This is a genomic window from Actinoplanes sp. NPDC051346, from assembly GCF_040682215.1.
Lineage (GTDB): Bacteria > Actinomycetota > Actinomycetes > Mycobacteriales > Micromonosporaceae > Actinoplanes.
In genome coordinates this window covers 145,291-164,966 of sequence record NZ_JBFBAJ010000003.1, presented here as the reverse complement: position 1 = coordinate 164,966, position 19,676 = coordinate 145,291, and the positions used below count along the sequence as shown (strand labels likewise).

20 protein-coding genes are annotated in these 19,676 nt (G+C 70.2%); 14 read left to right on the top strand and 6 right to left on the bottom strand.

Annotated features, from left to right (window positions below):
• Positions 1-161: 161 nt before the first annotated feature.
• Complete coding sequence (locus AB0M36_RS09105) at positions 162-968, top strand: DNA-formamidopyrimidine glycosylase family protein (RefSeq protein WP_364154685.1); 807 nt, start codon at positions 162-164, stop codon at positions 966-968.
• 4 nt (positions 969-972) lie between these two features.
• On the opposite strand, the gene AB0M36_RS09100 is transcribed toward AB0M36_RS09105, so the two are convergent.
• From AB0M36_RS09100 to AB0M36_RS09090, 3 genes are all read right to left on the bottom strand, one after another.
• Complete coding sequence (locus AB0M36_RS09100) at positions 973-2,460, bottom strand: polysaccharide deacetylase family protein (protein WP_364154682.1); 1,488 nt, start codon at positions 2,458-2,460, stop codon at positions 973-975.
• Positions 2,461-2,592: 132 nt separating this feature from the next.
• The gene (locus AB0M36_RS09095; RefSeq protein ID WP_364154679.1) at positions 2,593-3,969 is read right to left on the bottom strand and encodes an FAD-dependent oxidoreductase; all 1,377 of its coding nucleotides are present in this window, start codon (positions 3,967-3,969) and stop codon (positions 2,593-2,595) included.
• Between the two features lie 54 nt (positions 3,970-4,023).
• Complete coding sequence (locus AB0M36_RS09090; protein WP_364154677.1) at positions 4,024-5,196, bottom strand: glutamate--cysteine ligase; 1,173 nt, start codon at positions 5,194-5,196, stop codon at positions 4,024-4,026.
• A 210-nt stretch (positions 5,197-5,406) separates the two neighbouring features.
• Between AB0M36_RS09090 and AB0M36_RS09085 the strand changes: the two genes are divergently transcribed.
• Both AB0M36_RS09085 and AB0M36_RS09080 read left to right on the top strand, forming a co-directional pair.
• Positions 5,407-6,663, top strand: a complete 1,257-nt coding sequence (locus AB0M36_RS09085) for a glycosyl hydrolase family 18 protein (RefSeq protein ID WP_364154674.1) — start codon at positions 5,407-5,409, stop codon at positions 6,661-6,663.
• A 15-nt stretch (positions 6,664-6,678) separates the two neighbouring features.
• Positions 6,679-7,833 (top strand): carbohydrate-binding protein, encoded by a 1,155-nt coding sequence (locus tag AB0M36_RS09080; RefSeq protein ID WP_364154671.1) that lies wholly within the window; start codon positions 6,679-6,681, stop codon positions 7,831-7,833.
• Positions 7,834-7,882: 49 nt separating this feature from the next.
• Here AB0M36_RS09080 and AB0M36_RS09075 read toward each other — a convergent pair whose 3' ends face one another.
• Entirely contained in the window at positions 7,883-8,551 is a 669-nt protein-coding gene (locus AB0M36_RS09075) for a DedA family protein (RefSeq protein ID WP_364154668.1), read from the bottom strand.
• 95 nt (positions 8,552-8,646) lie between these two features.
• Here AB0M36_RS09075 and AB0M36_RS09070 point away from each other — a divergent pair, with 95 nt between their 5' ends.
• The 6 genes from AB0M36_RS09070 to AB0M36_RS09045 all read left to right on the top strand — a co-directional run bounded on the left by AB0M36_RS09070 (position 8,647) and on the right by AB0M36_RS09045 (position 14,378).
• The gene (locus AB0M36_RS09070; RefSeq protein WP_364154665.1) at positions 8,647-8,991 is read left to right on the top strand and encodes a PadR family transcriptional regulator; all 345 of its coding nucleotides are present in this window, start codon (positions 8,647-8,649) and stop codon (positions 8,989-8,991) included.
• Entirely contained in the window at positions 8,988-9,971 is a 984-nt protein-coding gene (locus AB0M36_RS09065) for a hypothetical protein (RefSeq protein ID WP_364154662.1), read from the top strand. Before AB0M36_RS09070 ends, AB0M36_RS09065 begins: the two co-directional genes overlap by 4 nt.
• Positions 9,972-9,983: 12 nt before the next feature.
• Positions 9,984-11,630 (top strand): alpha-amylase family protein, encoded by a 1,647-nt coding sequence (locus AB0M36_RS09060; protein WP_364154659.1) that lies wholly within the window; start codon positions 9,984-9,986, stop codon positions 11,628-11,630.
• Between the two features lie 63 nt (positions 11,631-11,693).
• The gene (gene fabG / locus AB0M36_RS09055) at positions 11,694-12,452 is read left to right on the top strand and encodes a 3-oxoacyl-ACP reductase FabG (RefSeq protein WP_364154656.1); all 759 of its coding nucleotides are present in this window, start codon (positions 11,694-11,696) and stop codon (positions 12,450-12,452) included.
• An 84-nt stretch (positions 12,453-12,536) separates the two neighbouring features.
• A complete protein-coding gene (locus tag AB0M36_RS09050; RefSeq protein ID WP_364154653.1) occupies positions 12,537-12,920 on the top strand; it encodes a hypothetical protein in 384 nt (127 codons plus the stop codon).
• A 3-nt stretch (positions 12,921-12,923) separates the two neighbouring features.
• Positions 12,924-14,378: a glutathionylspermidine synthase family protein gene (locus AB0M36_RS09045; RefSeq protein ID WP_364154650.1), complete on the top strand. Its 1,455-nt coding sequence runs from the start codon at positions 12,924-12,926 to the stop codon at positions 14,376-14,378.
• A 263-nt stretch (positions 14,379-14,641) separates the two neighbouring features.
• Here AB0M36_RS09045 and AB0M36_RS09040 read toward each other — a convergent pair whose 3' ends face one another.
• Both AB0M36_RS09040 and AB0M36_RS09035 read right to left on the bottom strand, forming a co-directional pair.
• Positions 14,642-15,079, bottom strand: coding sequence for a hypothetical protein (locus AB0M36_RS09040; protein ID WP_364154648.1), 438 nt, complete (start codon positions 15,077-15,079; stop codon positions 14,642-14,644).
• Positions 15,072-15,437, bottom strand: coding sequence for a hypothetical protein (locus AB0M36_RS09035; RefSeq protein ID WP_364155397.1), 366 nt, complete (start codon positions 15,435-15,437; stop codon positions 15,072-15,074). The genes AB0M36_RS09040 and AB0M36_RS09035 overlap by 8 nt, the downstream gene beginning before the upstream one ends.
• A gap of 78 nt (positions 15,438-15,515) precedes the next feature.
• Between AB0M36_RS09035 and AB0M36_RS09030 the strand changes: the two genes are divergently transcribed.
• The 5 genes from AB0M36_RS09030 (at position 15,516) to AB0M36_RS09010 (ending at position 19,675) form a co-directional block, all read left to right on the top strand.
• Positions 15,516-16,412: a Gfo/Idh/MocA family oxidoreductase gene (locus tag AB0M36_RS09030; protein ID WP_364155396.1), complete on the top strand. Its 897-nt coding sequence runs from the start codon at positions 15,516-15,518 to the stop codon at positions 16,410-16,412.
• 265 nt (positions 16,413-16,677) lie between these two features.
• Positions 16,678-17,556 (top strand): polysaccharide deacetylase family protein, encoded by an 879-nt coding sequence (locus AB0M36_RS09025; protein ID WP_364154645.1) that lies wholly within the window; start codon positions 16,678-16,680, stop codon positions 17,554-17,556.
• A 72-nt stretch (positions 17,557-17,628) separates the two neighbouring features.
• Positions 17,629-18,234, top strand: a complete 606-nt coding sequence (locus AB0M36_RS09020) for a sigma-70 family RNA polymerase sigma factor (protein WP_364155395.1) — start codon at positions 17,629-17,631, stop codon at positions 18,232-18,234.
• Positions 18,231-18,977 carry an anti-sigma factor gene (locus AB0M36_RS09015; protein ID WP_364154643.1) on the top strand — a complete coding sequence of 249 codons (747 nt, stop codon included), beginning with the start codon at positions 18,231-18,233 and terminating at the stop codon, positions 18,975-18,977. The genes AB0M36_RS09020 and AB0M36_RS09015 overlap by 4 nt, the downstream gene beginning before the upstream one ends.
• A 68-nt stretch (positions 18,978-19,045) precedes the next feature.
• Positions 19,046-19,675, top strand: coding sequence for a fasciclin domain-containing protein (locus AB0M36_RS09010; protein ID WP_364154640.1), 630 nt, complete (start codon positions 19,046-19,048; stop codon positions 19,673-19,675).
• Position 19,676 lies beyond the last annotated feature (1 nt).

The following is a 19,676-nucleotide window of genomic DNA, read 5'->3' as shown; positions in this document are numbered from 1 at the left end:
GCCCCGCAGAAGCCGACATCCGGCTCAGGCGGGCGGGCTCAGGCGGGGCGGGCTCAGGCGGGGCGGGCTCAGGCGGGGCGGGCTCAGGCGGGGCGGGCTCAGGCGGGGCGGGCTCAGGCGGGGCGGGCCGATGGTTGATGCATCGGATACCGTTGCGGACCGTGCCAGAGGGACACACCATTCATCGTCTTGCCGCGCGGCATCGGGAGTTGTTGGCCGGTTGCGTCGTCGCCGTGGATAGCCCGCAGGGGCGGTTCGGTGCCGGGGCTGCCCTGATCGCCGGCCGCCGGCTGGTTGATACCGAGGCGTACGGCAAGCATCTGCTGCATCATTTCGACGGGGAGCTCAGCCTCCACATCCATCTCGGCCTGTACGGCAAGTTCGCCGACGGGGTGCTGCCCGTTCCGGAGGCTGTCGGGCAGGTACGGATGCGGATGGTGGGTGGCGGGCACTGGCTCGAGCTGCGGGGGCCTACCGCCTGCGAGGTGCTCGAGCCCGGCGCGGTGGCGGTGCTGCGCGCGCGGCTGGGCCAGGATCCGTTGCGGGATGACGCTGATTCGCTTGCCGCGTACGCGAAAGTGCGGAGCAGCACGAAGCCGGTGTTCGCGCTCCTGCTGGACCAGACGGTGGTTGCCGGGTGTGGGTTGATCTACGCGAACGAGGTGCTGTTCCGGGCCGGGCTGGCGCCCACGACGCCGGGGCGGCTCGTTTCGGCGGGGTGCTGGCAGGAGATGTGGGACGACCTGCGGTCTCTTATGAAGGAGGGCGTGTTGCGGGGGCGGATCGACACCGTGCATACCGCGCACACGCCGGAGGCCATGCGGCGGGCGCCGCGGGTGGATCGGCATGGCGGCGAGGTGTACGTCTATCGCCGGCCGGGTCAGCCGTGCCTGGTGTGCGGGACGCCGGTGCTGCGTGGACCTCTGGCCGGTCGAAACCTCTACTGGTGTCCGACCTGCCAGGTGTGAGGGTTTACTGGCCCGTGGTGGCGGGAGTCGTGGTGGCCGGCTGTGCGGGGGTGGGCTCGGGCGGCAGGCCGAGCGTGAACTTCTCGCGCAGCCAGGGCAGCAGCGTCTCGTACGCCTCGATGGTGGCCGGCTGGCCGAAGTCGTGCGACAGCACGATGGATCCCGGCCGCACGTTGTCGGCCACTCCGTTGACGATCTTCTCCACGTGCGACTCGTTGGTTTCCTGCGGGTCGTGTTCCCAGTCGCGGGGGTCGACCTCCCAGTAGAGGGACGTCATTCCTTCCGCGTACGCGGTTTCGACCAGGCGCTTGGTGAAGTTGCCGCCCGGCGCTCGGAAGTACGGGATTTTCGCGTCCGGGACGGCCGCGCGGATGGCGTCGTTGGTGCGGACCAGGTCCTTGCGGATCTGCTCCGGCGTGTCCCTGCCGAGCGTCAGGCTGTGGTTCCAGCTGTGGTTGCACAGCGCGTGCCCCGCCGCCGCGATGTCGCGGACGATTTCCGGGTGCTTGCGGACCTGGTCGCCGACGAGGCAGAACATCGCCGTGACCTCGTGCTCCTTCAACAGGGCGAGGATTCTCGGGGTCTGCACCGGGTCGGGGCCGTCGTCGAAAGTCAGCGCGACCGTCTTCGTGCCGGTGGTGCGCAGGGATCTGGCGGGGCCGTCGCCCTTGGGGATCGCGTTGGCCTCCACGGCGGTGCCTCCCGGGGCGGTGGTCGCCGCCGGAGGCGCCGGTGCCGCGGGTGCCGGCTGCTGTCCGTTCGACGGATTTGCCGGGGCCGGCGCCGAGGCGCCCTGCGGGGACTTCGGCTTGGTGGGCGTGGCGGGCTGGGCGTCCTTCCCCGGCTTCTTCGCGGCGGAGGCGGGCGGCTTGGCGACGGCGTTCTCCGCCGCGTTGACGGCGGTCACCGTCGTGTCGCTGTCCTGCCGCATCGGCACGACGGCGAGCATCAGGCCGACCGCGACCAGGCCGGCGAGCAGGGCCTGCTGCCGCTTTCGGCCGATGAGCAGCCAGGACTCGATCGGGAGGGTGCCCGGGGCGCGGTGGGCGCCGGTGGCGGGTCGCTTGCCGGTGTCGGCGCGGGCCCAGTCGCGGACCGCTCCGGCCGCGTCGCGCATCGACGGCAGCGGGCGCACAGTGATGGCGAGCTGGTCAGTGGCCGCGTGCCGACCCCGGGCGGAGCGCTGCGACGTGGAGCGCTGCTGGGGTATCCGGGGGTGTGTGGCGCCGGTCGCCGAGCGCGGCGTCAGCTCGAGGGCGGGGCGCCGGCCACCGGCCATGCGGTCCGTCGCGGGTGCGCGCAGGGTGGTGGCGTCGGCCAGCGATTCGGGGCGGCGGTGTCGGCCGAGCGAGGTTTCGCCCTCGAGCGTGCCGAGGTGGGGAAAGCCGCCGGTGCCACCGGTAAGCGCGCTGATGAGCGCGGGCGCCGCCGGGGTTGCCGCGTGCTGCGGGCCCTGCTGCGGCGCCGGGTTTTCGGGGGAATGCGGCGGCATCCGTCATGCCTACCCTGCAACAAGATCAAAAACGAGACCTCATTCGTGATCAATGTGTGGCTGAAAGTAATCAGGCCAGGTCGGGGGCGTGTGGCCTCGGCGGATTGGTGAGGCTCTCGCGCCTCGAACGGGTCAGCGGGCGCCGACCGCGTCCGTTGCCTTGCGGGCGGCGATCAGCACCGGGTCCCAGACCGGTGAGAACGGCGGCGCGTAGCTCAGGTCCAGAGCGGTCATCTCTTCCACCGTCATCCGGTTCCAGACCGCGATCGCCAGCGAGTCGATCCGCTTGGCGGCTTCCTCACGGCCGACGATCTGCGCGCCCAGGAGCATGCCCGTACGCCGCTCCGCGACCAGCTTGACCACCATCGGGCTCGCACCGGGGTAGTAGCCGGCGCGGCTCGTCGACTCCACCGAGGCGGTCACGAACGCGAAGCCCGCGGCCGTCGCCTCCCGCTCGGTCAGCCCGGTACGGGCCACCTCGAGGTCGCAGACCTTCGTCGCCGCCGTACCGATGACGCCGGGGAACGTCGCGTAGCCGCCGCCGAGGTTGATGCCCGCGACCCGGCCCTGCTTGTTCGCGTGCGTTCCGAGCGGGACGTGCACGGGCTGCCCGCTGACCCGGTGCACCGTCTGGGCGCAGTCTCCCGCCGCCCAGAGGCCGTCGACACGTCCCTGCGGGCCGACGACCCGCATCCGCAGGTCGGTGCGCAGACCGCCGGTCACGCCGACCGGGATGCCGGACTCCTCGGCGAGCGTCGTGTTGGGGCGTACGCCCAGACCCAGCACCACGATGTCGGCCGGCAGCGACCCGTCCGCGGTGACCACCGCGCTGACCCGCCCGTGGGCGGTCTCCAGGCCCCGCACCTCGGTGTCGGTGCGGACCTCGATGCCGAGTCCGCGGATCGCCTCGCCGACCCGCTCACCCATGTCCGGGTCGATGGTGGACATCGGCTGCGGCGCCCTCTCCAGCAGGGTCACCCGAAGCCCGCGCCGGATCATCGCCTCGGCCATCTCGACGCCCACGTAGCCGCCGCCGATCACCACCGCCCGCCGCGGCCGGGGGTCGCGGTCGAGCCAGGCCTGAATGGCGGCACCGTCGTCGAGGGTCTGCACGCCGAAGACGCCTTCGCCGTCGACTCGCGCCCAGTCAGGGGTGACCGGGACGGCGCCGGCGGCGTATACGAGCTCGTCGAAGCCCTCGCGGTGCTCGCCGCCGCCCTCCAGGTCGTGGGCGACCACCTCGCGCCGGTCCAGGTCGATCGCCACGACCTCGTGCCGCATCCGTACGGTGATGCCGGCCTTGGCGAAGGCGGCCGGCTCCCGGGCGATCAGGGCGTCGCGATCGGTGACGGCGCCGCCGATCCAGTACGGAATCCCGCAGGCGGAGTAGGAGGTGAAGTGGCCCCGCTCGAACGCCACGATCTCCAGGTCCTCCGGTCCCCGGCGCTTGCGCGCCTGCGAGGCCGCGGACATCCCAGCCGCGTCGCCCCCGACAACGACGAGCTTCACAAGGAGCCTCCGGTAGCGACGAGCTTCACAAGGAGCCTCCGGTAGCGACGAGCTTCACGAAGCGTCTCCGTTCGCGGTTGTGCGGGCGAGCCAGTCGACCACGTCGGCAATCGAGCCGCGCTGCGACAGCAGGGCGCGCTGCCGAGCGGCCCCCGTGCCGTGCGCGCGCAGCCGGCCCATCAGGACCGTCGCCGTCTCCAGGTCGCCGTGGCGTTCGAGTTCCGGGCGTACGCAGTCGAAGAGCTGGCGCATCAGTTTCCAGGCCGGCCGCGGCTCGCGGGTGGCCATGTCGATGTTGAGACCCTCCAGCCCGTCGTGCGCGGCGCGCCAGTGTGCGGCCATGAGCAGCGGGTGGGGCACATTCGGCGCCGGCTTCCCCGCGTTGACGTCACGCAGGATCGTCCCTACCAGGGCGCGGGCCAGGGCCGCCAGCAGGATCGTGTCGTCCAGCGACGGGCAGACGTCGCCCATGCGGATCTCGACCGTGGGGTAGTTCGCCGACAGGCGGGCGTACCAGTAGAGCATTCCCTCGTCGAGCATCGCGCCGCTCGCCTGGAGGTCGGCGACGAGCGTCTCGTAGTGCTCGTGGGATTCGAGGTAGGGCGACGGACCCACGGTGGGCCAGCGTTCCCACAGCATCGAGCGCCAGCTCGCGTACCCGGTGTCGTGGCCGGCGAAGAGCGGCGAGTTGGCCGTCGCGGCCTGGAAGATCGGCAGCCACGGGCGCAGGTGGTTGAGGACCTGTACGCCGGTTTCCGAGTCGGGGACGCTCACGTGCACGTGCATGCCGTTCAGGCCGGCGCCGGGGGAGAGGTCGCCGAAGCCTTCGCGCATGCGGTGGTAGCGGTCGAGGTCCACGATGCGGGTGTGTGTGCCGGAGGCCGGCGCGGCGCCGACGGCCACCAGTCGGGCGCCGGCCGCCTCCGCGGCGGTGGCGAGGCCCGAACGCAGGCGCTTCATCGCGTCGGCGAGGTCGGCCAGGTCGAGCTGTGGCGGGCTGGCCGACTCGATCTGGCTGCGCATGTACTCGTGCTGGACCGAGTCGCGGATGTCCGGGCCGAGGTGGTCGAACACGTCGTCGACGGCCTCGACCGCCCGGGGTTCCACGGCGTCGACGAGCAGGTACTCCTCTTCCACGCCGAGGGTCAGCAGACCCTGGGCCCGCGCTTCCACCGCCATCTCGTCGGAGATCGTGGTGGCCCCTGCCGCAGTGTCCGCCGTCGTCATGGGCCGCAAGTACCCTCCGCCCTCCGCGCGAAAACGAGTGTCGTCATCAGACGTAGCGCGATCGCGGTGTCGCTGCTGGGGTTTCCGGTCCCTTGTCGCCCTGCCGGGACGCGCGGTTCCGATTAATAGAAAGTTAGGTTCACCAATGTCTTTACATCCTCTGTTAACACTCCTAATAATTGGCCTGTCCCCCAGTGGAAGGCACACCCCATGCGCCGATCCCTAGTCCTCGCCGCGGCCGCCCTCGTTGTGGCCAGCGGCTCCGCCGTCCTCATCGCTTCGTCGGCAGGCGCCGCGGCCGCCTGCGTCGCACCGTGGAGCGCGAGCGCGGTTTACACCAATGGCATGTCCGCGTCACAGTCCGGCCATAACTACACCGCGAAGTGGTGGACCCAGAACGAAAGCCCGACGACCCACAGCGGTCAGTGGGACGTGTGGGCCGACAACGGGGCCTGCGGCGGCACGACGCCGCCCACCACCGCGCCCACCACGCCCCCGACCACCCCGCCGACCACGCCCCCAACCACCCCGCCGACGACGCCCCCGACCACCCCGGCGCCGGACGGGCCGCTGCCGCGGCACTTCGTGACCGGCTACTGGCAGAACTTCGACAACCCGGCGAACGAGATCAAGCTCGCCGCCGTACCGAACACCTACGACCTGGTCGCGGTCGCCTTCGCGGATGCGACCGGTACGCCCGGAGCGGTGTCGTTCACCATCGACCCGGGCCTGTCGGCCAGCGTCGGCGGATACACGAACGACCAGTTCAAGGCCGACGTCGCGGCGCTGCACGCCCGCGGCAAGAAGGTGATCATCTCGGTCGGTGGCGAGAAGGGCTCGGTGTCGGTCAACGACGCCTCCGCCGCGACCCGCTTCGCGGACTCGGTCCACGCGCTGATGCGGACGTACGGCTTCGACGGCGTCGACATCGACCTGGAGAACGGCCTCAATCCGACGTACATGGGTCAGGCCCTGCGCAGTCTGCGGGCGAAGGCGGGATCGAGCCTGATCATCACGATGGCACCGCAGACCATCGACATGCAGAACCCGGCGGGCTCGTACTTCAAGCTCGCGCTCGACATCAAGGACATCCTGACGGTCGTCCACACCCAGTTCTACAACTCGGGCTCGATGCTCGGCTGCGACAACAACGCCGCGTACGGGCAGGGCACGGTCAACTTCATCGTCGCCCTGACCTGCATCCAACTCGAGGCCGGCCTACGCCCCGACCAGGTCGCGATCGGTCTACCCGCGACGACGAGCGCGGCCGGCGGCGGCTACGTCTCGCCCGCCGTGGTCAACCAGGCCCTCGACTGCCTGGCCCGGGGCACCAACTGCGGCTCCTTCCGTCCCCCACGCACCTATCCCGGCCTCCGTGGCGCGATGACCTGGTCGATCAACTGGGACGTCACCGCCGGCAACGGATGGGCCAACGCCGTCTCCCCCCACGTCCACGCCCTGCCCTGAGCGGAGATCATCCCCATGAAGCTCCCCACCCTGCTCGCCGCGGCCCTGCTCGGTACGGCCGTAGCGTTCGTCCCCCTCACCCCGTCCCATGCCGCCGTAGCCTGCGCTCCCGCGTGGAGTGCGAGCGCGGTCTACACCCAAGGCAACACCGCCTCCCAGTCCGGCCACAACTACACCGCCAAGTGGTGGACCCAGAACGAGAGCCCGGCCACGCACAGCGGCCAGTGGGACGTCTGGGCCGACAACGGCACCTGCGGCGGCGGCACGCCGGACCCGGATCCCACGCCGCCCACCGGCGGCAAGATGGCGTCGTCGCCGTACATCTATCCGGGCTGGGGCAACCCGCCAGCGCCGTCGACCGTCATGAACGCCACCGGCATCAAGGCCTTCACCATCGCCTTCGTCCTGGCCAACGGGTGTAACCCGGTCTGGGACGGCGAGGGCGGCCTGACCGGGGGCGTGCACGAGAGCACGATCAACGCGATCAAGTCGGCCGGGGGCAGCGTGGTGCCGTCGATCGGCGGCTGGCAGGGCAACAAGCTCGGTCCGAACTGCCCGACTCCGGAGGCGCTCGCGGGGGCGTACCAGAAGGTGATCGACACGTTCGGGCTCAAGGCGATCGACATCGACATCGAGAACACCGACGAGTTCGAGAACACGGTGGTCCAGGACCGCATCCTCAACGCACTGAAGATCATCAAGCAGCGGAACCCGTCCGTGAAGACGATCCTGACCTTCGGCACCACGACGTCCGGGCCGAACTACTACGGCACCCGGCTGGTCCAGCAGGCGAAGGCGCTCGGCGCCAACATCGACATCTTCACCCAGATGCCGTTCGACTTCGGCGGCGGCGCCGACATGTACGCCAGTACGGTCAACGCCTCCGAGGGCCTGAAGAACCTGCTCAAGTCGACGTTCGGCTACAACGACGCGCAGGCGTACAGCCATCTCGGCATCTCCGGCATGAACGGCCTCTCGGACCAGCAGGAGGTCACCACTCCGCAGACGTGGACCCGCATCCGCGACTACGCGAAGGGCAAGGGTCTGGCCCGCTTCTCCTTCTGGGCGGTCAACCGGGACCGGCCGTGCCCCGGCGGCGGCGTGGTCTCTCACTGCAGCGGCATCGCCCAGTCCGACTGGGAGTTCACCCGGATCAGCGCCGGCTTCTGAGCCCGGATCAGCGCCGGCTTCTGAGCCGACGCCCGCGCGGCCGTGGATCTCACCGATTCACGGCCGTGCGCCGGCGTTTGCGGACCTTCTTGACCACCCAGCCGCCCACGGCGAGGACGATGAGCGCCCAGATCGCGTAGTCGAACCAGTGGCTGTAGCGCTCGACGTCCTGCCAGCGGGTGCCGAGCGCGTACCCGGCGCCGACGAAGAGGCTGTTCCAGATGCCGCTGCCGATGGTGGTGAAGAGGATGAACCGGCCGAGCGGCATGTGGTTGGCGCCGGCCGGGATGGAGACGAGGCTGCGCACCACCGGGGCCATGCGGCCGAACAGGACCGCCGCACCGGCGTGCCGCTCGAACCACCGGTCCGCCGTGTTCAGATCGTCCGCGTCGACCAGCGGGATCCGGTCGAGCCAGCGGCGCAGCCGGTTCTCGCTGAGCGCGTACCCCAGCCAGTACAGCAGCAGCGCGCCGACCACCGAGCCGACGGTCGCCGCGATCGTCACCAGGACGAGGTTGACCCGGCCCTCGTGGGCGAGAAAGCCGGCCATGGACAGGACGATCTCGCTCGGGATCGGGGGGATCAGGTTCTCCAGCGCGACGAGCAGACCGACCCCGATCTCGCCGAGCGAGTCGATCACGGACGCGACCCATCCGGTGAGACCACCGAGTGCGCCGGGATCGGTCTCCGCCGCCAGGACGGCGTACGGCACGGTCATCGGCGCTCCTTCGCGAGGGATCGTTTCCAGGTACCCGCCTCCTACTGTACGAATCTCCTCGCGTATATACCCATGATCGGTATATAGTTCCAGGGATGACCGACGCACCCATGCGGGAGCCCACCTTCCTGGTGCTCACCTCCCTCGCCGCGGAGCCGCAACACGGATATGCCGTCATCGAGGACGTGGCGAAGATGACCGACGGCCGCGTACGGCTGCGCGCCGGCACGCTCTACGCCGCCCTCGACCGGTTGCGCGGTGAAGGCCTCATCGAGGTGGACCGCGAGGAGATCGTGCAGTCCCGGCTGCGCCGCTACTACCGACTCACGGCGCTCGGCGAGACGCGGCTCGCCGCCGAGACCAGCCGCCTCCGCGACCAGGCGACGCTCGCCGAGAGCCGCCTCCGCGCCCGCCGGCGGCCGGGGATGGCGTTCTCATGACACTCGAGGCGTACTACCGCAGGCTGCTGGCGGTCTACCCGCGTGAGCACCGCCTCGCCTACGAGGAAGAGATGATCGGCGTGCTCATGGCGGGCGCGGAGCCCGACCGCCGCCGCCCCACCGCCGCCGAGGCCGCCGACCTGCTGTGGTCCGGCCTCGCCGCACGGCTCATCCGCGGCGGCGCGAGGCAGCGCGGCACCGGCTGGCGCGACGCGGCCGCGGTGGTCGGCGTGCTCACCGCCGGCCTCCTGACCGCGACGGCGGCCCGGCGGCTGGTCGGCATGCTGTGGGCCGTGGTGCTGTCGGGACGCGAGTTTCCCTTCGCGTACGCCCTCTCCTCGGAACTGACGTTGCGGACGGCGGCCTGGTCGGTCGTGGTGGTCGCCGCCCTCGCGGGCCTCCGACGTGCGGCCGCCTGCATGGCGGCAGTCGCGACCGCGATCGAGATCGGCGCGATCATCGCCTGGAATATCGAGTGGCGCTGGGTCGACATGGGATGGCTGCTCATCCTGGCGCCTCTGACCGTGGTGCTGCTGACGGTGGCCCGGCCTGGACGGACGGCAACCGCGGTGCTGGGCCGCGGGGGTGTGACTCTTATCGCCGGTGGAGTCGGCTTGGCCTGTGTCGCCGCGGGACTGTTCGTGGAGATTCGGTTCTACGAAGTGGTGCCGGTCAACCTTGCGAATGTGGCGCTGGCCGGTTTCGTGATCGCCGGAGTCCTGCTGCTGGCCGGGCTGTGGCGGGCGCGGTCGCAGATCCGGCCGCGCCTGGTCGTCATGGTCGTGGCGGTCCTGGCCGTGCCTTTCGCGCAGGATCGGTTCGAGCAGTTCGCCCGCTCGCAGTTGGCGTTCGAGGTGACCTGGGACATCGTACTGACGCAGGTGATCTTCCTGGTCGGGTTGCCTTCGTTGGCGGTGCTGACCGTCCTTGGCGGATGGACAGTGGCGAGGCGGATGTTTCCGTTGCGGGTGTCGAGGTGACATAGCGGGGGCATGAGCGACCGGTGGTATGAGAAGGCGGTCATCTACTGCCTGGACATTGACACGTACGCCGACTCCGACGGTGACGGTGTCGGCGACATCCGAGGGCTGATCGGGCGGCTGGACTATCTCGCCCGGCTCGGCGTCACCTGCCTGTGGCTCAACCCGATCCACCCGTCGCCCAACCGCGACGACGGCTACGACGTCGAGGACTTCTACAACGTCGATCCCCGCTTCGGAACCCTGGGCGACTTCGCCGAGCTCCTGCACGAGGCGGGCAACCGTGGCATCAAGGTGATCATCGACCTGGTCGTCAACCACACGTCGGACCGGCACCCGTGGTTCCAGTCGGCACGGTCGTCGCCGGACTCGCCGTACCGTGACTGGTATGTCTGGTCCGAGACCCAGCCGCCGGACCGGCACCAGGGCATGGTCTTTCCCGGTGAGCAGGACGAGACCTGGAGCTACGACCGGACCGCCAAGCTGTGGTACTACCACCGCTTCTACAAATTCCAGCCGGACCTCAACATCGGCAACCCGCGGGTCCGCGAGGAGATCAAGAAGATCTGCGCGTTCTGGTTGCAGCTCGGGGTGGCCGGATTCCGGATGGACGCGGTGCCGTTCATCATCGAGGAGACCGAGCCGGGCAACCCTGCCTCGCCGAAGGACCTGAACTTCCTCACCGATCTGCGCCAGCACATCCAGTGGCGCAAGGGCGACGCGGTGCTGCTCGCCGAGGCCAACGTGGAGCCCGACGAGCTCAAGCGCTTCTTCGGCGACGACTCCGGCTCGTCGAACCGCATCCACATGCTCTTCGACTTCATGCTCAACGGCCGGCTGATGCTCGCCCTGGCCCGCCACAACCCCGAGCCGATCATCGACGCGCTGCGCGACACCCCGGCGCTGCCGTCCGGCGGCCAGTGGGCGACGTTCCTGCGCAACCACGACGAGGTCGACCTCTCCCGGCTCACCGCCGAGCAGCGCGGCGACGTCTTCGCCGAGTTCGGACCCGACGAGGAGATGCAGCTCTACGGCCGCGGCATCCGGCGCCGGCTGGCCCCGATGCTCGGCGGCGACCGGCGGCGCGTCGAGCTGGCGTACGCGCTGCAGTTCAGCCTGCGCGGCACGCCGGTGCTGCGATACGGCGAGGAGATCGGCATGGGCGACGACCTGTCGCAGAAGGGCCGCGACGCCATCCGTACGCCCATGCAATGGTCTTCCCTGCCGAACGGCGGCTTCTCCACGGCGGAGCCCGGCGACCTCGTCCGGCCGGTGGTGTCCGACCCGACATACGGGTACGAGAAGGTCAACGTCACGCTCCAGCGCCACGACCCGGGGTCGTTGCTCTCCTGGTTCGAGCGGATGATCCGGACCCTGCGGGAGGCGCCCGAGGTGGGCAGCGGCAGTTGCACCCACGTCGACGTTCCCGCGCCGCCCGGAGTGCTGGTGCACCGCGCCGACGACCGCACCGGGACGATGCTCTTCCTGCACAACCTGGGTCCGAAGGACGGCGTCGTGGACCTGGGCACGCTCGCCGAAGAGGCGGAGTTTCCCAACGACGTCCTCGCCGACAGCGAATACCCGGACCCCGGCGAGCTCGACGCGCTGGCGGTCAAGGGCTACGGATACCGCTGGATCAGGCTGTGCCGCAAGCCCTAACTCGCCGGTAACAACTGGGTTAGAGTCGGCCGGTCACCGAGGATCATCTGTGGGAGGCCAGGAATGACCCAGCCGAGTCGGGTAGCCATCGTCACCGGAGCCGCGCGCGGCATCGGCGAGGCGACCGCGCGCAAGCTCGCCGCCGACGGCATGGCCGTGGCGGTCGTCGACCTCGACGAGGCCGCGTGTGCCGGCACGGTCGCGGCGATCCGTGACGCGGGCGGCACCGCCCTCGCCGTCGGCGCCGACGTGTCGGATTCGGCCCAGGTCACGGCCGCGGTGGAGCGGGTGGCCACCGAACTCGGCGCGCCGACCGTGCTGGTGAACAACGCCGGCGTGCTGCGCGACAACCTGCTGTTCAAGATGAGCGACGACGACTGGGAGACCGTCATGGCGGTCCACCTGCGCGGCGCGTTCCTGTTCAGCCGGGCGGTGCAGAAGCACATGGTCGACGCCGGCTTCGGCCGCATCGTCAGCCTGTCCAGCACGTCCGCGCTCGGCAACCGTGGCCAGGCCAACTACGCCGCCGCCAAGGCCGGCATCCAGGGCTTCACGAAGACCCTGGCCTTCGAACTCGGCCGGTTCGGCATCACCGCGAACGCGGTCGCTCCGGGCTTCATCGCCACCGACATGACCGCCGCCACCGCCGCCCGCGTCGGCATGAGCTTCGAGGACTTCACCAAGGCGGCGATCAGTCAGATTCCCGTCGGCCGCGCGGGCCGTCCCGAAGACGTGGCGAACACCGTATCCTTCCTGGTCAGTGAGGGAGCGGGGTTCGTCTCCGGCCAGGTGATCTACGTGGCCGGTGGACCCCGCGCGTAGCGCCCTGTCTTGATCGGGGTCGCTACAACTGATAGTGCGACCCCGATAAGGGAAAGGGCGGAGAAGCCGACTGTGAACCGACGGATGAGCTCCCGTAGCGTGGCTCTGACCAGCACGTTCCTGTTCTTGGCCGCGGGCGGCGCGGCCGCGTGCGACAGCGGCGACGAATACGAGGAACAGGGCTTCTACTGCGCCGACTCGAACGGCGTCATCGTCGACGAGGACAGGTGCGATGACGATGACGGCGGTGGTGGCGGCGGGTTCTTCATCTGGCACTCGTCGGGTTACCGCTCCGGCTACCCGATCGGCTCCCGACTGCCGTCCGGCGGGTCGAAGTTCGCCTACAACGACAAGGCCGCGCGCTCCTCGTTCGGCCTGCCGTCGTCGGGGAGGATCAGCAACGGCACGGTCAAGACCAGCGTCGTCGGCAAGGGCGGCAGTGGCTCCTCCGGCAAGTCCGGCGGCTGAGCGTTGCGACGGATTCCGTACGGGCCGGTCCGCGACGGCTGGCGACTCACCAACTACAGCCTCGGGCTGACCTACAACGACACCGAACTGCCCGACGGGACGATGATCTCGTACTGGCAGGAGGGCCCGTACTACGACTTCACCGAGGCGGAGATCGAGGAGCTGGAGACGGCGACGACCGCCCTCAACAGCATGTGCATGGACGCCGGCGACTGGATGGTCCAGCAGTGCCCCCGGCGCACCGCGCAGGGCCGCCGGGACGGCTACTTCGCCTCGGTGTGTACCCCGGAGACCTGCTTCCTGACGAAGATCGGCATTCCGGAATACACCCACGAGCAGATCATCCGTACGTGGTTCGACGACGACGCCGAAACCTGGACCCACCACGACAAGGACCCGGACGGCCGCCTGCCGATGCAGACGCCGGACTTCTCACCGACCGTCTACGGCCGCTTCGACCTCTGGTACAACGGCGCGGGCAGCGTGCCGCGCCTGCTGGAATACAACGCGCAGACGCCGACGTCCCTGGTCGAGGCCGCGGTCGTCCAGTGGCACTGGATGGACCAGACCGGCGTGACCCAGCACCCGTGGCGGCAATGGAATTCCGTCCACGACCGGCTGGTCGGCTGGGCCGCGACGGACGGCGAACCGGCCAACCCGGGCGCCTGGCGGCGCAACATCGCCAAGCTCCGCGAGGCCCGGCCCTGGCTCCCCGAGAAACCCAAGATCTTCTTCGCGTACGAGACCAGCGAAACCACCGGCGAGGACCGGATGAACGTCGCCTACCTGATGGCCACGGCGGAGGAAGCCGGCTACCCGGTCGAACTCATCGCCATGAGCCAGATCGGCTGGGACGTCGCCGGCGACCGCGTCCTCTTCGTCCCCGCCCCCGGCCAGGAACACAAGGCCGAACCCATCGACGTCATCTTCATGCTGTACCCGTGGGAATGGTTCTGGAACGAGGAGGGTGGTAAGGCCTTCTTCCGCAACATGGCCGACCCCACCAAACGCGGCACGGTCTGGATCGAACCTCCGTACAAGGCGGCGCTGCTCGGCAACAAGGCCATCCTGCCGGTGTTGTGGAAGCTCTTCGGCGACGACCCCGAGCGGGGTAAATACCTGCTGCCCGCCTATTTCGCGGAATCCTCGGGAGCGGCCAAGCTGACCTCGTACGCGAAAAAGCCGATCTGGGGCCGCGAGGGCGGCTCGGTCACCCTGGTGAAAGACGGCGTGACGCTCACCGACAACCCCTCGGAGTACGGCGCCGACGGCCGCTTCGTGGTGCAGGAGCTGCTGGAGCTCCCATCATTCGACGGCCTGGAGGGCACGGTCCACCCGGTGATCGGCTCCTGGCTGATCGACGGCGAGCCGGCCGGCATGGGCATCCGCGAAGGCCTCGGCACCGACGGTTTGGTGACAAAGGACCGCTGCAACTTCATCCCCCACGTCATCACCTGAGCCGTCAACGATTGGCATCGGGCCACGAGAGGAATCGGTCGTACAGGTCGCCGACTCGCTGCGCTTGAGCGTCCTCGCACCGCAATGCCCTCAATTTCTGCGAACCTCTGCGCGATCGGCCCGACGTGGAGAGCGGATTGCACACCGTGCATCTGTACAACTCGCTGTATCGCTTCGATAGGCAGATGATCGTCACGCCGCATCCCCATCCATGACACTGTGCGACTACGACTTCGTCACTATGCCGAGGGGCGTGCCACGCCCTATCTCGGGTAGCTGGGACGGTTTCGCCAGAGCCACCAGAGGCCGATGAAGGGCAGGATGAGCGGCACGTAGCCGTAGCCGCTGCCGAAGCGCGACCAGACCGTGTCGTCCGGGAAGGCGACCGCGTCGGCGATGCTGAGGGCGCCGACGATCAGGACGCCGATCAGTTCGATCGTGCAGCTGACGAGCGCGATCATTCGGCCCCGGACGCCGCCGACGGCCAGGCCGATGGTGGCCGCGAGGTAGACCAGGCCGGCGAAGGCCGACAGCAGGTAGGCCAGCGGCGCCTCGGAGAAGTGGGTGGAGATCTGCACCAGGGCCCGGGCGCTCGCGGAGAGCGCGAAGATGCCGTAGACGAGCAGAAGGACGCGGCCGAGGCCGGAGCCGATGGCCGCGTCGCGGGGGCGGGTCGGGGCCGGGGTCGGCTGGTCAGCCACCGGTCACCTCCGCGATCTGCTGCAGCCGCAGCACCAGGACCGGCAGCACCAGGCTGGCGACGCCGAGGATGAGGGTGCCCCACCGGGTCGGTTCGAGGCGGGCGAGGTAGACCGCGACCGGTGCGAACGCGACCGTGGTGATGAGGTAGCCGACGAAGGTGGTCCAGTCGGCGGGCCGGTCGCCGGTGAAGAGGCCGACGACCGCGACGACGACGAGGATCGCGACGAGGGCGCTGAGGGCGAGCATGGACCACAGGTCGGTGTTGCTCGGGGCGCGGTTCATCGCCGTGCGGACCAGGTACCAGACTCCCAGCACCAGGGCCACGACGATCGTGGCGGTAGAGAGCGGGCCGTTCATCACCGGCACAGCGTACTGACCAGCGTGGGCGTGTTAGTTTTCGGCCGGGTGTTCTGCGGCGAGGAAGGCGACACGGCCATGCGGTTCGGACTCTTCGGCACGGGACCTTGGGCGCACCAGGCGCACGCGCCGGCGCTGGCGGCGCATCAGGATGTCGAGTTCGTCGGCGTGTGGGGCCGCAACGCCGAGAAGGCGGCGGCGCTCGCCGGGGAGCACGGCGCCGAGCCGTACTCGGACATTGACGCGCTGATCGCCGACGTCGACGCGATCGCGGTCGCGCTGCCCCCGGACGTACAGGCGGACATCGCCCTGCGGGCTGCCAGGGCGGGCAAGCATCTGCTGCTCGACAAGCCGCCGGCGTTCACCGCCGCGGCGGCCGACGAGATCGTCGCGGCCGTCGCCGAGCGGGATGTCGCCGGGGTGGTGTTCTTCACCCGCCGGTTCATGCCGCAGATCCAGGAGTTCGTCGAGCGGGCTCAGGAGGCCGGCGGCTGGCTGGAGGCCCGGATCGACCACCTCGGGTCGATCTTCCAGCCCGGCAACCCGTTCGGTGAGTCGGCGTGGCGCAAGGAGAGCGGCGGCCTGTGGGACGTCGGCCCGCACGCGGTCGCGCTGGTGCTGCCGATTCTGGGGCCGGTCACCGAGGTGACGGCACTGGCGGGCACCCGGGACATGTCGCACATCCTGCTGCGGCACGCCGAGGGGGCGATCAGCACGCTGACCCTCTCGGTCGACGCCCCGGCCAAGCTTGAGCGCGAGGACGCCGCCCTGTACGGCGAGTCCGGCGTCGCCGTCGTTCCCCCGGTGCCGTGGCTGCCGGTGGAGGCGTTCGGGCGCGCGCTCGACGCGCTGATCGGGGCCGCGAACGGCGGTTCGCCCTCGCCGCTGGACGTCCGATTCGGCGCCGAGGTCGTGCGGATCCTGGCGGCGGCCGCCGACTCCATCGCCAGCGGCCGCACGATCAAGCTCGGGTAGCGCGCAACCGCTGCGACCGAAATCACACGCAGCACCCGCCGGGCACCCCAGGGGCGCCCGGCTTGCACCTTTTGGTGCCCTTCATGGCGCTTACCCGGCGGTCCTCACTGCCGATTGAGGTGAACCAGGGGCTACGCACCGCAACAAGGCCGACGTTAGCCTTGACGCGATCGACGAAGCTCCATGGTCCATGCTCACCGCCGCCAGGAGAGGACGCCATGCCGTCGACCGCCATGCCCGCCTCCGTACGGTCGGAGGGCCCGGCATGCGGCCGTTGAGCAGGCGCTCCCTCCTCCGCACCGCCCTCGCCGGCGCGGCCGGGGTGGCCGCCGGGGTGGCGGGGACCAGGGAGATCAGCGACTGGTTCGGCTGGGACCGCCCGCCGGTGCAGGGCGGGTACGCCGCCGCGGCCGACGACCTTTCCGCCGTGAAGCACGCCGATGTCGCCATCCGCTACCGGATGGACACCACCGAGAAGCTGGTGGCGTTGACCTTCGATGACGGCCCGGCCCCCAAGTGGACGCCGGACGTGCTGGACGCCCTGGACGCCGCCCAGGTCCCCGCGACCTTCTTCATGGTCGGGCAGAACCTCGAGAAGTACTCCGACCTCGTCCGTGGGCGGCTGGCCCGGCACGAGATCGGCAACCACTCGTGGTCGCACACCGACCTCGCCACGCTGGATCTGCGGGAGGTGAGCCGGGAGCTGGAACGCACCCACGAGGCGATCCAGCGGCACACCGGCCGCACGCCGACCCTGCTGCGGCCGCCCTTCGGGCACATCGGCGGATCGACGATCCTGGCCGCGGCCAAGATGGGTTACGACATCGCGCTGTGGTCCGAGGCGATGCACGAGATCAGATACAAGGACGATCCGGGCGCGCAGGCCACCTACATCGTGGAGTCGGTGAAGCCGGGCGACATCGTCCTGGCTCACGATGAGGGCGACGACCGCCGCCTGGTGACCGTGCGGGGACTGCCCGCGATGTTCGACGGCCTGCGCCGCCGGGGCTTCCGCTTCGTCACCGTGTCCGAACTCTTCGCCTCGACGCCGGCCGGAGCGTCGGCAGGAGCGTCGGCCGGCACGCCGCCCGCAGCGCCGCCCAGCGCGCCGGCCGGAGCATCGCAAAAACCGCTCCCGAGCTGAGTCGACCCATCCCCGTCGCGTCCGGCACCGAATCCGCGTTGAATGCCCGTGGACGACGGAGAGGCGACACCGATGGAGCAGGGCGCTGCCCGGCGGCCGGACCACCTCTCGGCGGTGCCGGCCCCACCCGCCGACGCCGGTGACCTGCTGCGCGGCGTGGCCCGCGGCGACGAGGCCGCCTTCGGACGGCTCTACGACCTCATCGCGCCCCGCGTGTACGGGCTGATCCGCCGAGTCCTGCGCGATCCGGCCCAGGCGGAGGAGGTCGCCCAGGAGGTGCTGGTGGAAATCTGGCGCACGGCCGCCCGCTTCGACGCCTCCCGAGGCTCGGCCACCGCCTGGATGTTCACGATCGCGCACCGCCGAGCGGTGGACCGGGTCCGGGCCGAGCAGGCGTCCGCGGAGCGCACCATGAAGGTGGGCGCCGCCTCGGTGGACACGCCCTACGACGAGGTGGCCGACGAGGTGTCCGGCCGGCTCGAACGCCAGCAGGTCCGGCGCTGCATGGACGACCTGACCGAGTTGCAGCGCCAGGCGGTGACGCTCGCGTACTACCAGGGCCACTCCTATCGGGAGGTGGCCGAGCTGCTCGGCGCGCCGCTGCCCACCGTCAAGACCCGCATGCGTGACGGGCTGATCCGCCTGCGCGACTGCCTTGGAGTGGAGGTGACCTCATGAGCTCCTCGGATGTGCACGCGCTCGTCGGTGCCTATGCGCTCGACGCGCTCGACGACCTGGAACGGGCGGCTTTCGAACGGCACGTCGCCGACTGCGCGGCCTGCCGCGCCGAGCTGGACGAGCTGCGGGAGACCGCCGCACGCCTGGCGGACAGCACCTGGTCGGTGCCGCCGCCTCGGTTGCGTACCGAAGTAATGGCCGCCGTCGGCCGGACCCGGCAGTCCGCGCCGTCCGATCAGGGCGTGCCCGGTGTCGCGGCCGGGTCGTCTCGCGGGCGCCGCTATGCGGTCGCCGTCGCGGCCGCCGTCGTCCTCGCGGCCGGGACGGGCGCGACCGTCTACGCCATTCAAGATCAGCGGGTACGCGACCAGAGCGCCATCGCCTCGGCCGCGCAGCTCCGCGAGGTGCGTACGCAGGCGATCCTGTCCGCCTCCGACCTGGTGGTCCGCAGCGCGCCGATGACCGGTGGCGGCCGGGTGACCGTGGCGTCGTCGCGCGAGCAGGCGGCCAGCGTCGTGTCGGTGCGAGCCGACCGCGCGCCCGCGGCCGACCGCGCGTTCCAGCTGTGGACGATCCGTGGGACAGGCGCCCCGGCCTCGGTCGGCCTGCTGGGTGCGGGGGAGCAGTCGGCGATCGAGCTGGTCGGCGGCGTGCCGGGCAACGACGTCTTCGCCGTCTCGCTCGAGCCGGCGGCCGGCGCGGTGTCGCCGTCGCGGATCGTCGCCCAGGTTCCGCTGACCTGAGAGCAATCCGGCGAGCATTTCAGTCCGAATCAGTAGCGAAGTAATAAACCACTACTGAGGGGTACACAATGCGCGCCACCCGTCTCACCGCCGTCGCCGCGGCCGTCCTGTTCACCGCTTCGCTGGCGGCCTGCGGCGATGATGCCGCGTCGGAGGCGGCCGCCCCGGCGGCGGTTCCGACGACCACCTCCGCCGCGCCGATGATGTCCTCGCCGGCGGAAATGACGAACTTCGGGGCCGGCTGCTCCGCGGTGCCCACCGACTCGTCAGATCCCGGCAGCTTCGCGGCGATGGCCCAGGTGCCCGTCGCCACCGCCGCCTCCGGCAACCCGGTGCTGTCCACGCTGGTCAGCGCGGTGAAGAAGGCCGGGCTGGTCGACTCGCTCAACACCGCGGAGGCCCTCACCGTCTTCGCGCCGGCGAACTCGGCGTTCGCCAAGATCGGCAAGAAGGACCTCGACAAGGTGCTGGCCGACAAGAAGACGCTGACCAAGGTGCTCACCTACCACGTGGTGCCGGAGAAGCTGGCGCCCGCCGACCTGGCCGGCTCGCACAAGACGCTCGAGGGCGGCGAGGTCACGGTCACCGGCGGCGGCACGGACTTCAAGGTCGGCGGCGCCTCGGTCGTCTGCGGCAACGTGCAGACCGCCAACGCGACCGTCTACATCATCGATTCCGTCCTGATGCCGAAGAGCTGAG